Source organism: Bacillus sp. JKS001846, from assembly GCF_900176455.1.
GTDB lineage: Bacteria > Bacillota > Bacilli > Bacillales > Bacillaceae_G > Bacillus_A > Bacillus_A cereus.
Genome location: NZ_FWYG01000001.1, coordinates 5,299,681 through 5,314,216 on the forward strand (window position 1 = coordinate 5,299,681; position 14,536 = coordinate 5,314,216).

A 14,536-nucleotide genomic window follows, 5' to 3' on the forward strand; every position below is an offset into this window, starting at 1 on the left:
TATCCTATTGATAACGTGATACAATCTCACTTAAGTTTTTATCTTGCGTGCCTTCTCCAACTGCTGAAAACTTCCACTCATTTTCGTAGCGATACATTTCTCCTGCAATTAAAGTTGTTTTACTAGCATAGTTTTCTGATAAATTATAACGTGCTAATTCCTCACCTGTATGAGGATTTTGAATACGAATATAAGCGTTACGAATCATACCAAAGTCTTGACGTCTGTTTACACAGTCATAAATATTTACAACGAATACTAAACGGTTAATACGACTTGGGACTTTATGTAATTCTACAAAGATTGTTTCATCGTCACCTTCGCCTTCACCTGTTAAATTATCTCCTGAATGAATAATACTACCACAAGTAGAAAGTTTGTTTCCGAAGTAAACTAAATCATTTTTGTTTAAAAAACGATCTCCTTCTAACATAACAACAGATGCATCACAATCTATATTTGGTTTACTTCCAAATAATGAAGACAGAAATCCACCTGATTGCCCAATTGGATCCCAGCCTAAGCCAACCTGTAGTTTTGCTACTTTTGGTTGTCCTTTCGTTAAATCGATCTTTTGACCTTTTTCTAAAATAATAGGCATGAAGTTTCTCCCTTTCTACAAAGCATTTTCCATATCGGAAAATATTGTATTCTTCTCTTATATTGTAGCATTATTTACCTATTGATAAAAAGGATAAATTCTCAGTTATATGAAAACATTCATATAATTTACTTATGATGATGTAATAAGTGGTAAATAGCACCAATCATTCCTGCACAATTACCGTTTTGTGCAAGTTCAATCTCACAATTATTATAAATCTCTTGATTTAAGTATTTACTGACCTCTTCTTTTACTTCTTTTAAAAACTCATTTCCTCTATCGGTAATTCCTCCCCCAATAATAATTGTTTCTGGATTAAAAATATAAGCAAGATTACTAATTCCGATTGCCAAATGTTTAAAGAAAATCCCAACTGCTTGAGCAACTTCTCTATCTCCTTTATCATACAACTCAAAAATTATTCTCCCATTCCACTCGCCTTTGCCTTTATATTTTCTTACAAGCCGAATTAATCCTGAAATCGAAGCAACCTCTTCAAACGTTTTTCCTTCTATTAGCATATTCCCCCATTCACCAGCACTAAATGAATGTCCTCGGTACAATTCTCCATCTATAAAAATTGCTCCCCCAACTCCTGTTCCAATGGTGAGCATAATAAAGTTCTCTTTCTCTCTTACACTACCATTCCACTTTTCTCCAAACGCTGCACAATTCACATCATTGTCAATCGATACTGGAACTTTTAATATCTCTTGCAATCTATCAATAATAGGAATAGTACTATATCCCGGAATATGATCCGCGCCTCCCGTCACAATTCCCTTATTAATATCAACAATTCCCGCAGTGCTAATACCAATTCCGGCAATAGTATGTTCATTCATTAATTTTTTTGATAAAAGAATGAGTTTTTGAATAATTTGTTCTCCGCCTAAGTGAATTTCTGTTGCAACTGTTTTACGCTTTAATACTCTCCCTGCTTCTGAAATAATGCCATACTTAATTTGCGTACCGCCAATATCAAACGCTATATACTCTTTCATCTACTGCCACTTCCTCTACCGTTATGAATGTAAATTCTCCACCTATTTGTAGGAAATCTACATTAACTCTTTTCTGCTTTGACAAATATACCACCTTTTTCTATATATAGTTTTTTTTGCATAAAACTCTTTTTCCTAAGAAATATTACAAAGGGATGTATTTTAGATGGAACATTCATTTCTTAGGAGGAAAACCATGACGAAAATCTTCATTTTAGCATCAACACTCTCTCTATCTTTTTTTAGCGGTTTAAATATCGGTAATGCTGCAACTGAAAACTTCCAACCATTAACAAACGCTATTGTACAAAATAGCGATCATTTTGCAGAAGGAAACTCAAAGGATAATAATAAACCTCCAGGAAATAACGGTTCTCAGGACGATAGTGGTTCCGGTGGCAGCGGCTCTGGTGAAAACGGTTCTGGTGAAAACGGTTCTGGTGGCGATGGCTCTGGCGGCAATGGTTCCGGCGGTAACGGTTCTGATGGCAGTGGCTCTGGCGGCAATGGTTCCGGCGATAACGGTTCTGGTGGCAACGGTTCTAGCGGCAGTGGTTCTGGTGGCGATGGCGGCAACGGTTCCGGCGGTAATGGTTCCGGTGGCAGTGGTTCTGGTGGCAATGACTCTGGTGGCAGTGGTTCCGGCGATAACGGTTCTGGTGGCAACGGTTCTAGCGGCAGTGGTTCTGGTGGCGATGGCGGCAACGGTTCCGGTGGCAGTGGTTCTGGCGGTAACGGTTCTGGTGGCAATGACTCTGGTGGCAGTGGTTCTGGCGGTAACGGTTCTGGTGGCAACGGTTCTAGCGGCAGTGGTTCTGGTGGCGATGGCGGCAACGGTTCCGGCGGTAATGGTTCCGGTGGCAGTGGTTCTGGTGGCAATGACTCTGGTGGCAGTGGTTCCGGCGATAACGGTTCCGGTGGCAGTGGCCCTGGCGGCAATGGTTCCGGCGATAACGGTTCTGGTGGTAACCGTTCTGGTAGCAACGGCTCTGGTGGCAGCGGTTCTGGCGGTAACGGTTCTGGTGGTAACCGTTCTGGTGGCGATGGTTCTGGTGGCAGTGGCTCACACGGCGGTAATGGCTCTCAAGGTGGCAATCGTGTTAAAGGCGATAGCAATTCTCAGGAGGGCAACGGTTCTCAAGGGGGTAATGTAAAAGATAATACGAAAAAACAAGGTGATAAATTACCGAATACCGCAACGCATTACCCTATATCTATTTTAATGGGTCTTTCAATATTCCTAATTGGTATGTTACTGTTTATTCGTCGTAAAAACGTAAAATAAGAGCAACATACTTCCATCTAAAGAATACATGAAATACTTTATAAAACTAAAAAGGACTTTGGATTGCATTTTATTATGCAGCCCAAAGTCCTTTTTATCACCTATCAGAAAAAGTATTAATACGCTTTTCCCCAATACACCATTTGTTTAGCTTCTTTACCACAACAAATGCATTCTTCAGCTAAATGCTCTTGCTCAAAAGGCATACAACGTGAAGATACTCCAACTTCTTCTTTTAGTTTTTCTTCACAAGCTAATTCCCCGCACCACATTGCCTTAATAAAGCCTTGCTTTTCGTCAGCTATTTTTTTCATCTCTTCGAAATTTGTCGCAACATACGTATTCTCATCGCGAAATGCTTTTGCTTTATCAAATAAAGCAATATGAATTTCTTCAAGTAATGCTGGAATACGTTCTTCTAATTGATCCATTGGTACAAACTCTTTTTCCTTCGTGTCTCTTCTTACAAGTACAACTTGATTCTTTTCAATATCTTTAGGGCCAACTTCTAATCGAATTGGAATCCCCTTCATTTCATACTCATTAAATTTCCAGCCTGGTGTTTTATTACTAGCATCTATTTTTACTCGTGCAACCTTTTGAATATGTTCTTGTAACTCTATTGCTTTTGCTAAAACTCCTTCTTTATGCTGAGCAATCGGTACAATAACAACTTGCACTGGAGCGACTTTTGGTGGCATTACAAGTCCATTATTATCACTATGAACCATTATTAGCCCGCCTATCATTCTTGTTGATACACCCCAAGATGTTTGGTGCACATATTGCCACTTACCGTTACGATCTAAAAACTTAATATCAAATGCTTCTGAGAAATTCGTGCCAAAGTTATGAGAGGTTCCTGTTTGAAGTGCTTTTCCATCATGCATTAAACTTTCAATTGTATAAGTTGCCTTTGCTCCAGCAAACTTCTCTTTTTCTGTTTTTTGTCCTTTAATAACTGGTATTGCTAAATAATCCTCACAGAAAGAAGCATATAAGTTTAAAATATTTAATGTTTCAGCCTGCGATTCTTCTGCCGTTTCATGGATTGTATGACCCTCTTGCCATAAAAATTCAGTCGTACGAAGGAACGGCCTAGTTGTCTTCTCCCAACGAACTACTGAACACCACTGATTATATAACTTTGGCAAATCATTATAGGATTGCACAATTTTTGAAAAGTGCTCACAGAATAAAGTTTCAGATGTAGGACGTACACAAAGTCTTTCCGCTAACTTTTCATCTCCACCATGCGTAACCCATGCTACTTCAGGAGCAAATCCTTCAACATGATCCTTCTCTTTTTGCAATAAACTCTCTGGGATAAACATTGGCATATATACATTTTCATGGCCAGTTCCTTTTAACTTCTCATCCATCACCTTCTGCATATTCTCCCATAAGGCATAGCCATACGGACGTAAAATCATGCACCCTTTTACACTTGAATAATCAACAAGTTCGGCTTTTTTTACAATATCGGTATACCACTGCGCAAAGTCCTCTTCCATCTTCGTAATGGCTTGCACTTGTTCTTTTGCCATAGTCAGTCTTCCTCCTTCTAGAAAATACAAAAAAGCCCGCGTCCCTAAATAGGGACCGAGCTTTGCCGGCGTTACCACCCTGATTCATGCACAAAAATTGCGCATGCTCTCTTTTTGATAACGGGAAATTCCCGCTGCATATGCAGAACTCAAAGGCAGGTTCCATATTGCCTTTTTAAGAATCTTTCAGCCTGACGGATTCTCTCTCTGCTAAAAAGGTTGAACATGTACTAGTCCTTTTTCATCGTTATAACGAAATAAATTTGTTGATTATCATAATACAAATTCTTTTTTAAAACAATAGCTAATTTTCTTATTTTTATATATCCTTTTCATTTTTTGTAGTTTTATACGTAGCTTTTCCGCGTAATTTTCACAAGTTGATGTGCAATCATACCGATAAGTGTACCAATTAGGACGAAGAAACCAATAAATCCATATCCCATTCCTTCCCACCCACCAATAACCATCATTGTAACGGGAAAGGACGCTAAGCAAAGAAGTATTAAACTAAGTGCAAATATAATATCAAACTGTTTGTCTGGAAACCGTTTCTTTAGTAAATATGAAATAGTAAATACAAGGATAATCGTGATTCCGCCAATGATGTAAAAAATACCAAATCCATCTAACCAATCCATAGTGTTTCCTCCTTCCATAGATTCCCTTATACTTAATTATATGTTTAATTTTTCTGAAAATAAATAATAAATTTTCACCTAAAAATATATATTTATTACTAGGTGTTAATAGTAATATATAATAATAAGTTTTATATAATCAGGAGGGAACTTTATGGATAAAGCATTAACAAACCACGTCATTATTTTATCATTCGACTGTTTATCAGCTTTAGATTTTCCTATACTACAAAAACTACCTCATTTCCAATCTCTAATAAAAAAGGGCACGGTTGTCGAAAAAGTAGAACCAATTTATCCTTCTGTAACATATCCAAGCCACTCAACAATCGTAACTGGTAATTACCCTAACAAGCACGGTGTTGTTAGCAATACGTTACTTCAACCAGGGCGTGAATCACCTGATTGGCATTGGTACCGAAAATCAATAAAAGGAACAACATTGTATGATGAAGCGCGCAAAGCAAATTTAACGACAGCTGCCCTTCTATGGCCTGTTACTGGAAGAGCGAACATCGATTACAATTTACCAGAAATTTTCCCCAATAGACCTTGGCAAAATCAAGTGTTAGTTTCCTTATTTAGCGGTAGCCCACTATACCAATTAGATTTAAATCGTCGTTTCGGCCATATAAGAAATGGTTTATCACAACCAGAGCTGGATGATTTCGTCCTCGCCTCTGCTGTGCATACAATCCAGACGAAAAAGCCTAATGTCATGTTCGTACATTTCACCGATCTAGACACACAAAGACACTATCACGGCTTTGAATCTAACGAAACAACAGCTGCTATCCAGAGACACGACGAACGTCTAGGGAAAATTATTCAAGCACTAAAAGAAAGTAACCTATACGAAGAAAGTACAATTATTGCCCTTGGTGATCATAGCGCTTTAAGTGAAAACAAATCCATCCAATTAAATGTGCTATTCCATCAAAGAGGACTTATATCTCTTAATAAAAAAGGAAAATTAGTAGACTGGAAAGCCTATTGCCAAAGTTGCGACGGCTCTGCCTATGTATATGTAAAGGACAAAAATGATACGGATACAATCCGGGAGGTACAACTACTCCTTGAAGAACTACTTCAAAATAAACAAAACGGAATTGAATTTATACTTCATGATGAAGCTGCCAAAGACTGCGGTGCAGACGGTAATTGTTTATTCATGTTAGAAGCACGAGAAGGGTATTATTTCACTGAAAACTATACAGGAGATTTTATAAAAGAAATTACTGAAAAAGATGTTACGCCTAGTAAAAAATATACATTTGGTACGCATGGATACTCTCCAACAAAACCTAACTATGAAACAATTTTTATCGCTGCTGGGAAAGGAATAAAAAGTGGATTTACCGTCCCGTATATGAGACTTATTGATGAAGGTCCAACTATCGCTAGACTACTCGGTTTACACTTAGGTGAAACAGACGGAGCAATTGTAGAGGATTTACTCCAATTGTAAAGAACTGTGTATATATGTAAAAGTTATGTAAAATTCATCACTGTTTCTCTTTTTATAATTTTTATTTTTGTACACTGTTAGTAAAACAAATTTAAGGGGGAACATTATATGAAAAAAATGTCCAGACAAGAAAAAAGCTGGATATTATACGATTGGGCGAACTCTGTATACTCGCTCGTCATTACAACTGCATTATTTCCAATTTACTTTAAAGCAGCTGCAAAAGAAGCTGGACTATCTGGGGCAACTTCAACAGCATATTGGGGATATGCAAACTCATTCGCAACACTTTTAATTTCTATACTTGCTCCTATTCTTGGCACAGTTGCTGATTATAAAGGATTTAAAAAACGTTTTTTCACATTCTTCTTTGGACTCGGTATCGTATTTACAAGTATGTTAGCAGTCGTTCCAACCTCTCAGTGGTACTTATTGCTAGGGTGCTATATGCTCGCCTTAATCGGCTTTGCTGGAGCAAACATTTTCTATGATGCATTTTTAGTAGACGTCACTTCTGAAGATAGAATGGACCGAATTTCTACAAGAGGATTTGCATTAGGTTATATCGGGAGTACAATTCCTTTTATCGGTTGTATCGCTCTTATTATTCTTTCTCAAAAAGGAACTATTCCCTTATCGGTCGGCATTGCTAGTCAAATTTCCTTTGCAATAACAGCTCTTTGGTGGGGGTTATTTACAATTCCAATGCTAAAAAACGTAGAGCAAACACACTATATTGAGCGTCATCCAAGACCTATTAGAATGAGCTTCAAACGTCTTGCTGATACTTTTAAAAATATTAAAGAATATAAAACTGTATTTATGTTTCTAATCGCTTACTTTTTCTATATTGACGGAGTCGATACAATTATTACTATGTCTACCGCTTACGGAACCGATCTCGGTATTAGTGCAACGAATCTATTAATCATATTATTTGTAACACAAATTGTCGCTTGTCCATTTGCTTTACTATACGGAAAATTATCTGAAACATTTACTGGCAAAAAAATGCTATATGTCGGTATCATTATTTATATCATTATTTGCACATATGCTTATTTTTTAAAAACGACACTTGATTTTTGGATTTTAGCAATGTTAGTTGCTACATCTCAAGGTGGTATTCAAGCACTAAGTCGTTCATACTTTGCAAAACTAGTACCAAAAGAATCTGCTAATGAATTCTTCGGATTTTATAATATATTTGGGAAGTTTGCCGCAATTATGGGTCCGGTATTAGTCGGTGTTACAACGCAATTAACAGGAAAAACAAACGCTGGTGTTCTTAGTATTATTGTTCTATTTATTATCGGAGGATTCTTACTAACTAGAGTTCCAGAAAATAATACATCCGTTACACCACCTAGTCCAAAGACTAAAACGCTATAAGAAAAGATCCTCTTCTCATAAGAAGAGGATCTTTTTTATTTTTAAAGGTGCGCCTTATAATGAACGACTCTACTGCTTGTACAAAAATAATTTATCAACAGTTGTTCCTAATACTTCAGCTAAACGGAACGCTAACGCTAAGCTTGGATCATATTTATTATTCTCAATTGCATTTATCGTTTGTCTAGAAACCTTACATTTATCAGCTAATGCGCCTTGTGAAATATTATTTTCAGTGCGTAATTCATAGATTTGATTTTTCACACCATTGCTCCTAACCTGTAAAATCGTTTTTACAACATCAGTATATAATTGGCTCATATAGTTGTCAAAAGTTCCTCAAAGAAAAAAGGAGCAATATTGCTCCCTTACAATAGTTATTTTGAAGCTAATGAATTTGTTAGTGCCTCTTTGTTAGCGATATCTTCTTTCTTTATTTGCATACGTACAACTGGCCCTATCGCTAATAAAATAAGTGCCATCGCTATACAAAACACAGTAACTAGTGAAGTTAGTTCCTTTAATCCTCCAGCTAATGAAGTTCCAATTAGCATTGCCCCCATAAACAGTGGTAAAATCGTTCCATTTACTCTTCCAACCATATTTTCTGGTACAAGTTGAATCATAAGCGTACCGACAACAATATTAACACAAGCTAAACAAATACCTGTTCCAAATCTCATGAAACTAGTAATCCAAAATGATGTAGATAGCCCTTCTACTAAAAATGAAAGGGCTAATATACCCATACCGAATACAAACATCTTTTTCGGATTCACTTTTGAAGCGAAAACTGCAGCAACAATACCACCGAGTAACATACCTATTCCGTCAGCTGCCGCTAAATATTGAACAGCTTCTTTTTCCATACCTAAACGTTCAATTACAAGAAATACTTCTAATGGATTCGTTAATCCAACAGCTAAACCCATAATTGTAAAAGTGATCGTAATCATACGTAAATTTTTCGTATGAAGAACATACTTCCAACCTTCTTTTATATCATTTTTTAATGAGTCTCTCGCCACCTGCTCTTTTTCAACCCATTTTGGTAAGAATGAAAGGGCGATAGCAGATAACAAAAATAAAATGATTAAGCTATATAGTGATGTAAATAAACCAAGTTGTGTATACACAAGCGATCCTACCACTGGTCCAAAAATCAGAAATAATGACTGTAATGTTTGGTTAAATGCAATCGCATTTGCTACCTCTCCTTCTTTTACATAGCGCTTAAATATACGCGAAGATGAGGGCTGAGAAAACTGACCTACAATCGCGGAAATGAGTGTTGCAAAAAATATAGCCTGCCAATAATCCAGCTTTAACAACAAGACAATTCCTATAATAGACAGTACACTTAATACATCTCCAGCGACCATTGTTCTTTTCGGATTCCAGCGATCAGCTAGCGCACCACCGATAAACGAGAAAATAAAAATAGGTGCATATTCCATAACTGATAACAACGAAACAGAAACTGGATCATTATTCGTTCGCTCCATTATAAAATACAAAAGAGCCATATTTCTGATCCAAATTGCAAATTGTTGTAAAATATCAGACGCCATAACGAGCATAAATGCTCGGTTTTTAAATAAAGCGTTCATTTTCATTCCCCTTTCATAAACCGACCGTTCGGTCTAATTTATTTTGTAAGAAAAGCAACTGACCTATTATTCAGCTGCCATTCCTTTTAACAATACATCTATTGCCTTTTTATAAATACGTTTCAGCTCTTTATAATCTAATTCGTAGTAAAGCACTCCAAGTCCTGATAATAATCCGTTTACAATATACATAAGATCACGAGTATTATCTTCACGGAACTCTCCAGACTGTATACCTACTTCAATTAATTTCTCAAACATAACATATGATTCTCTAGTTAAAGCTAACAGTTCATCCAGAATCTCTTTACTTACAACTTGGCTCATAGAGAATTCCTCTATTGCATTTGAAATTGGTTGCTGTATGTCCTCTACATGATATTCCGCGAGACCATATAGTTTTTCAGTACTAGTGCTATACAACTTCTCTTTTTCATTCCATTTTTCAATCCAATCATACGTATGCTGTTTCACTACAAATAAAAATAATTCTTCTTTACTTTTAAAGTGATAATAAATACTTCCTTTACTTCGCTCTGTAATTTCACAAATCTCTTCCATAGATGTAGCTGCGTAGCCCTTCTGTGAAAATAGACTTTCTGCTTTATATGCAATTTCTTTCTTTATCTCTTCTGCGCTTCTTCTCATATTCACACCTCATTAAACCGACCGTTCAGTCTAATAATAACAAATCAAAAACCTCTATCGCAAGAGGCTATATTCCTTATTTAAGAAAACGTACTTTCAAACCAAGTTCGAATCATATGTATGGTTCCAAATTTAAATGCTAATTTAACAAGAAATACGCCTCCCGCAGCTAATAAAAATAACACTACTTTCCCCTTATTTTTCACTTTCGGTTCCCTTTTCATTTCCATTCCCCTTAGTATGTTAAAAATATTAAACAAACGTTTGTTTAACTGTGTTTATGCATATGTAAGCCGACTAATCAAACGTTTGTTTAAAAAGAAATACGCCTATATAAGGCGCATTTTTATCAATCACCACCGCCACCACAGCTTCCTCCGCTATCTCCCCCAAAAGATCCTCCACAATCATGTGAGCCGCCATCATGCGAGCTATCATTATCAGATCCAGCAAAGAAAAATAATGGTGATGAGCTGTTAGATGAATTATGAATGTTATTTTGTTTTGTAAGATTTACCTTCTTTTTGTTCGATCGAACTGCTGTTACGATTGTTCCAACTACAACAAATAATAGTATGACAATAATAAATTCCATTTAAAAGCCTCCCTTATTCCTCGAATAATTGAATGGTTCTCTCTAGATTTTCAAGTGAAATGAAGCGTGATTCACGAAGAATTTCTTTTCCATTATGAAATAATAAAATTGTTGGCCCTGTAAATACTCCATATCGCCCCGCAATCTCCTGCATGTCTTGTAGTAATATCTCTATTTTCTCTACGTAATCATAATTCTCTAATACGCAATTTACTTTTCTTAGCATAACATCACAAACACCACAATTTTCCGTTTTAATAAACAGAAGTACCAATTGTTGTTCTTCGATATAGGTCGCTAATTCTTCTATCGTTTTAAATGTAGTCATCTTATCCCTCTTAGCGTAATTTACGAAATACTTTGTCTTGATACATACGAAAAGCTGAACTATCTTTAATCTTTCTCTTTTCCATTACCTGCTGAAAACGAAGCGTTTTTGCTGTTAACTCTTCTTGTAATTCTTTTCTCTCTGCTTCATCATAACAGCAAGCAATTAGATCCTCTATTTTTAATATATCTTTTTGTAGTTCCATTTCTGGTGGAATCATTCCCGCATTTTTTAAAATTTTATAACTCATTCTAAGTTCTGGAGGTACCATTGAAAGATCTTCTAATTGTAGTGGTTTTCCTTTTCCCGGAAGATAATCAAGATCACCATTCCGTATTGCTTGTCGAATTTTTTCTTCAGCAATGTTCAAAAACACATCCACACTATTCCCTCCTTTACATATTTTTACTATTATTTTACATGATATTTCCTTATCTTTCTACGTCTTTAATAATTGGCTCCATACAATTTTTTCTCAAATTTATTTATAATGAGCTATTTCCTCCCATACCAATCTTTCGTTTTCATATATAGTTTGTATTCAAGCCTTTTTGTATTGAGAAAGTCTTTTTCAACTTAATAAAGCGTTTACACTAAATCTTACATTTGTTACGATTTAATCACCCCCAGCTCCCTTGTATAGACTTCGTGATGTCTGATCATTTTATCTAGACGTTTCACACGTCTAGATTCATTTTGATTTATTGGCGTATGCCTTTAAATATATCTTTTATTTTGAAAGGAGAAATGGCTATGAGGTCTCAAAAATTCACACTGCTATTACTATCCCTACTACTTTTCTTACCTCTTTTTCTCACAAATTTTATTACTCCAAATCTCGCATTAGCAGATTCACCAAAGCAAAGTCAAAAAATTGTTGGGTACTTTCCTTCGTGGGGCGTTTACGGACGTAATTATCAAGTTGCTGACATTGATGCATCAAAACTTACTCACCTTAACTATGCTTTCGCGGATATTTGTTGGAATGGAAAACATGGAAACCCTTCTACTCATCCTGATAATCCAAATAAACAAACGTGGAACTGTAAAGAATCTGGTGTACCATTGCAAAATAAAGAGGTTCCTAATGGTACTCTCGTACTCGGGGAACCATGGGCTGATGTTACCAAATCGTATCCTGCCTCAGGGACAACTTGGGAAGATTGCGATAAATATGCCCGTTGCGGAAATTTCGGGGAACTAAAACGATTAAAAGCTAAATATCCTCACTTAAAAACAATTATTTCCGTTGGTGGCTGGACTTGGTCTAACCGCTTTTCTGATATGGCCGCTGATGAAAAAACAAGAAAAGTATTTGCTGAATCTACAGTAGCTTTTCTTCGCGCATATGGGTTTGATGGCGTAGATTTAGACTGGGAATATCCGGGCGTTGAAACGATTCCTGGTGGTAGTTATCGTCCTGAAGATAAACAAAATTTCACTCTCCTTCTTCAAGACGTCCGAAATGCTTTGAATAAAGCAGGTGCTGAAGATGGCAAACAATATTTACTAACAATCGCTTCAGGTGCAAGCCAACGCTACGCTGATCATACAGAACTAAAGAAAATTTCTCAAATACTCGATTGGATTAATATTATGACATATGATTTCCACGGCGGATGGGAAGCTACTTCTAATCATAATGCAGCTCTATATAAGGATCCAAATGACCCAGCAGCAAATACGAATTTTTACGTAGATGGTGCTATAAATGTTTATACAAATGAAGGTGTTCCAGTCGATAAACTAGTATTAGGCGTACCCTTTTACGGACGTGGCTGGAAAAGTTGTGGCAAAGAAAATAACGGACAATATCAACCTTGCAAACCAGGTAGTGATGGGAAACTTGCTTCTAAAGGTACTTGGGATGATTACTCTACCGGTGACACAGGTGTGTATGATTACGGTGATTTAGCAGCCAATTACGTTAATAAAAATGGTTTTGTACGCTACTGGAATGACACAGCTAAAGTACCTTACTTATATAATGCAACTACAGGCACATTTATTAGCTACGATGACAATGAATCTATGAAATACAAAACAGACTATATAAAGACGAAAGGTTTAAGTGGAGCAATGTTTTGGGAACTAAGCGGAGATTGCCGTACAAGTCCAAAATATAGTTGCAGTGGTCCAAAATTACTTGATACGCTAGTAAAAGAATTACTTGGTGGACCTATTAATCAAAAAGATACTGAGCCACCAACGAATGTTAAAAACATTGTAGTTACGAATAAAAATTCAAACTCAGTTCAATTAAACTGGACTGCATCTACTGATAACGTAGGAGTTACGGAATATGAAATTACTGCTGGAGAAGAGAAATGGAGTACAACAACAAATAGCATTACAATTAAAAACTTAAAACCTAATACGGAATACACATTTTCAATAATTGCCAAAGATGCTGCTGGAAATAAATCACAACCTACCGCTCTTACTGTCAAAACGGATGAAGCTAATACGACACCTCCTGATGGAAATGGTACTGCTACATTTTCAGTCACTTCGAATTGGGGCAGCGGTTATAACTTCTCGATTATAATCAAAAATAATGGAACGACTCCTATTAAAAATTGGAAATTAGAATTTGATTATAGCGGCAATTTAACACAAGTTTGGGATTCTAAAATTAGTAGTAAAACAAATAATCATTATGTAATTACGAACGCAGGATGGAATGGTGAAATTCCTTCTGGTGGATCTATTACAATTGGCGGTGCAGGAACAGGTAATCCTGCCGAACTTTTAAATGCCGTCATTAGCGAAAACTAGACGTAATATCCATTAATTACTTCACTAAAGTTTGAATTTAGGTTTGAGCAATACCTCCTAAATTCAAACTTTTAATTTTACGAAAAATCAAAAATATCTCAATAACTTGTTATAATTATATTTAGTTTCTAATATGAAGTTTATATGAAGTTTATTTGAATTTTACATGGATTTCCTTTAATTTCTATTGTCTTCCTATAATATCCATATTATCATTTACATAAAGGAATTATTTTCATTCCATTTTGAACTATCTATATATATAAAGAAAGATAGTCACCTGTTAGGGAAAGGCTTTCGTATTATTATAAATATAACAAAAGAAAAAGCACGCTTATAAGCGCACCATAAGAGTGCTTCTTCATACAATTCTCATGTAAGAGTTCTCGAAAATCATGTTAATCACAAAGAAAAGGCATTAGCTCATAAAAGCTAATGCCTTTTCTTTATTCATATTGTTCAGCATTCCAATCTTCTATATTCCATACTTTTGTTATCCACGATTCATAGAAAGAAGGTTCATGTGAGACAATTAAAACCGTTCCTTTGTATTGTTGTAATGCTTCCTATAAAGCCATCTTAGTTTCTACATCCAAATGATTAGTCGGTTCGTCTAAAATTAAAACATCAGCTTTT

Annotated in this window: 15 protein-coding genes, 1 pseudogene and 1 other annotated feature; of the genes and pseudogenes, 4 read left to right on the top strand and 12 right to left on the bottom strand. The window is 36.0% G+C overall.

Annotated elements, in window-relative coordinates; translation table 11 throughout:
* Positions 1–4 precede the first annotated feature (4 nt).
* Positions 5–601 (bottom strand): TerD family protein, encoded by a 597-nt coding sequence (locus B9A45_RS28175; RefSeq protein ID WP_001121578.1) that lies wholly within the window; start codon positions 599–601, stop codon positions 5–7.
* Between the two features lie 128 nt (positions 602–729).
* Positions 730–1,608, bottom strand: a complete 879-nt coding sequence (locus B9A45_RS28180; RefSeq protein WP_084065545.1) for an ROK family protein — start codon at positions 1,606–1,608, stop codon at positions 730–732.
* Between the two features lie 196 nt (positions 1,609–1,804).
* On the opposite strand from B9A45_RS28180, the gene B9A45_RS28185 reads away from it, so the two are divergent.
* Entirely contained in the window at positions 1,805–2,893 is a 1,089-nt protein-coding gene (locus B9A45_RS28185; protein ID WP_084065546.1) for an LPXTG cell wall anchor domain-containing protein, read from the top strand.
* Positions 2,894–3,009: 116 nt separating this feature from the next.
* Here the strand turns inward: B9A45_RS28185 and proS are convergent, their stop codons facing one another.
* Positions 3,010–4,440 (bottom strand): proline--tRNA ligase, encoded by a 1,431-nt coding sequence (proS, locus tag B9A45_RS28190; protein ID WP_001040992.1) that lies wholly within the window; start codon positions 4,438–4,440, stop codon positions 3,010–3,012.
* A gap of 47 nt (positions 4,441–4,487) precedes the next feature.
* Positions 4,488–4,694 (bottom strand) — a binding site (T-box leader).
* 93 nt (positions 4,695–4,787) lie between these two features.
* Complete coding sequence (locus B9A45_RS28195) at positions 4,788–5,081, bottom strand: YesK-like family protein (RefSeq protein ID WP_000383858.1); 294 nt, start codon at positions 5,079–5,081, stop codon at positions 4,788–4,790.
* A 154-nt stretch (positions 5,082–5,235) separates the two neighbouring features.
* Here B9A45_RS28195 and B9A45_RS28200 point away from each other — a divergent pair, with 154 nt between their 5' ends.
* Complete coding sequence (locus B9A45_RS28200; protein ID WP_000356418.1) at positions 5,236–6,549, top strand: alkaline phosphatase family protein; 1,314 nt, start codon at positions 5,236–5,238, stop codon at positions 6,547–6,549.
* 108 nt (positions 6,550–6,657) lie between these two features.
* On the top strand, positions 6,658–7,941 hold the full coding sequence (locus B9A45_RS28205) for an MFS transporter (RefSeq protein ID WP_000738812.1): 1,284 nt from the start codon (positions 6,658–6,660) through the stop codon (positions 7,939–7,941).
* A 69-nt stretch (positions 7,942–8,010) separates the two neighbouring features.
* On the opposite strand, the gene B9A45_RS28210 is transcribed toward B9A45_RS28205, so the two are convergent.
* The 7 genes from B9A45_RS28210 to B9A45_RS28240 all read right to left on the bottom strand — a co-directional run bounded on the left by B9A45_RS28210 (position 8,011) and on the right by B9A45_RS28240 (position 11,504).
* Positions 8,011–8,262: a helix-turn-helix transcriptional regulator gene (locus B9A45_RS28210; RefSeq protein ID WP_002023181.1), complete on the bottom strand. Its 252-nt coding sequence runs from the start codon at positions 8,260–8,262 to the stop codon at positions 8,011–8,013.
* Positions 8,263–8,318: 56 nt separating this feature from the next.
* Positions 8,319–9,551, bottom strand: coding sequence for an MFS transporter (locus B9A45_RS28215; protein WP_000992568.1), 1,233 nt, complete (start codon positions 9,549–9,551; stop codon positions 8,319–8,321).
* Positions 9,552–9,617: 66 nt separating this feature from the next.
* Positions 9,618–10,199, bottom strand: a complete 582-nt coding sequence (locus B9A45_RS28220) for a TetR/AcrR family transcriptional regulator (protein WP_001254434.1) — start codon at positions 10,197–10,199, stop codon at positions 9,618–9,620.
* 80 nt (positions 10,200–10,279) lie between these two features.
* Entirely contained in the window at positions 10,280–10,423 is a 144-nt protein-coding gene (locus B9A45_RS28225) for a hypothetical protein (protein ID WP_000817981.1), read from the bottom strand.
* Between the two features lie 125 nt (positions 10,424–10,548).
* A complete protein-coding gene (locus B9A45_RS28230; RefSeq protein ID WP_000394369.1) occupies positions 10,549–10,794 on the bottom strand; it encodes a hypothetical protein in 246 nt (81 codons plus the stop codon).
* 13 nt (positions 10,795–10,807) lie between these two features.
* Complete coding sequence (locus tag B9A45_RS28235; RefSeq protein ID WP_000206517.1) at positions 10,808–11,122, bottom strand: thioredoxin family protein; 315 nt, start codon at positions 11,120–11,122, stop codon at positions 10,808–10,810.
* A gap of 10 nt (positions 11,123–11,132) precedes the next feature.
* A complete protein-coding gene (locus tag B9A45_RS28240; RefSeq protein ID WP_016111321.1) occupies positions 11,133–11,504 on the bottom strand; it encodes a DnaJ family domain-containing protein in 372 nt (123 codons plus the stop codon).
* Between the two features lie 371 nt (positions 11,505–11,875).
* Here B9A45_RS28240 and B9A45_RS28250 point away from each other — a divergent pair, with 371 nt between their 5' ends.
* Positions 11,876–13,900 carry a glycosyl hydrolase family 18 protein gene (locus B9A45_RS28250; RefSeq protein ID WP_084065547.1) on the top strand — a complete coding sequence of 675 codons (2,025 nt, stop codon included), beginning with the start codon at positions 11,876–11,878 and terminating at the stop codon, positions 13,898–13,900.
* A 446-nt stretch (positions 13,901–14,346) separates the two neighbouring features.
* Here B9A45_RS28250 and B9A45_RS28255 read toward each other — a convergent pair.
* Positions 14,347–14,535, bottom strand: a pseudogene (locus tag B9A45_RS28255) (ABC transporter ATP-binding protein); the annotation flags it as partial.
* Position 14,536 lies beyond the last annotated feature (1 nt).

Excerpts from the sequence above, each read along its gene's own strand:
- B9A45_RS28175 (WP_001121578.1), bottom strand. The coding sequence starts at position 601 with ATGCCTATTATTTTAGAAAAAGGTCAAAAGATCGATTTAACGAAAGGA.
- B9A45_RS28180 (WP_084065545.1), bottom strand. The coding sequence starts at position 1,608 with ATGAAAGAGTATATAGCGTTTGATATTGGCGGTACGCAAATTAAGTAT.
- B9A45_RS28185 (WP_084065546.1), top strand. The coding sequence starts at position 1,805 with ATGACGAAAATCTTCATTTTAGCATCAACACTCTCTCTATCTTTTTTT.
- proS (WP_001040992.1), bottom strand. The coding sequence starts at position 4,440 with ATGGCAAAAGAACAAGTGCAAGCCATTACGAAGATGGAAGAGGACTTT.
- B9A45_RS28195 (WP_000383858.1), bottom strand. The coding sequence starts at position 5,081 with ATGGATTGGTTAGATGGATTTGGTATTTTTTACATCATTGGCGGAATC.
- B9A45_RS28200 (WP_000356418.1), top strand. The coding sequence starts at position 5,236 with ATGGATAAAGCATTAACAAACCACGTCATTATTTTATCATTCGACTGT.
- B9A45_RS28205 (WP_000738812.1), top strand. The coding sequence starts at position 6,658 with ATGAAAAAAATGTCCAGACAAGAAAAAAGCTGGATATTATACGATTGG.
- B9A45_RS28210 (WP_002023181.1), bottom strand. The coding sequence starts at position 8,262 with ATGAGCCAATTATATACTGATGTTGTAAAAACGATTTTACAGGTTAGG.
- B9A45_RS28215 (WP_000992568.1), bottom strand. The coding sequence starts at position 9,551 with ATGAACGCTTTATTTAAAAACCGAGCATTTATGCTCGTTATGGCGTCT.
- B9A45_RS28220 (WP_001254434.1), bottom strand. The coding sequence starts at position 10,199 with ATGAGAAGAAGCGCAGAAGAGATAAAGAAAGAAATTGCATATAAAGCA.
- B9A45_RS28225 (WP_000817981.1), bottom strand. The coding sequence starts at position 10,423 with ATGAAAAGGGAACCGAAAGTGAAAAATAAGGGGAAAGTAGTGTTATTT.
- B9A45_RS28230 (WP_000394369.1), bottom strand. The coding sequence starts at position 10,794 with ATGGAATTTATTATTGTCATACTATTATTTGTTGTAGTTGGAACAATC.
- B9A45_RS28235 (WP_000206517.1), bottom strand. The coding sequence starts at position 11,122 with ATGACTACATTTAAAACGATAGAAGAATTAGCGACCTATATCGAAGAA.
- B9A45_RS28250 (WP_084065547.1), top strand. The coding sequence starts at position 11,876 with ATGAGGTCTCAAAAATTCACACTGCTATTACTATCCCTACTACTTTTC.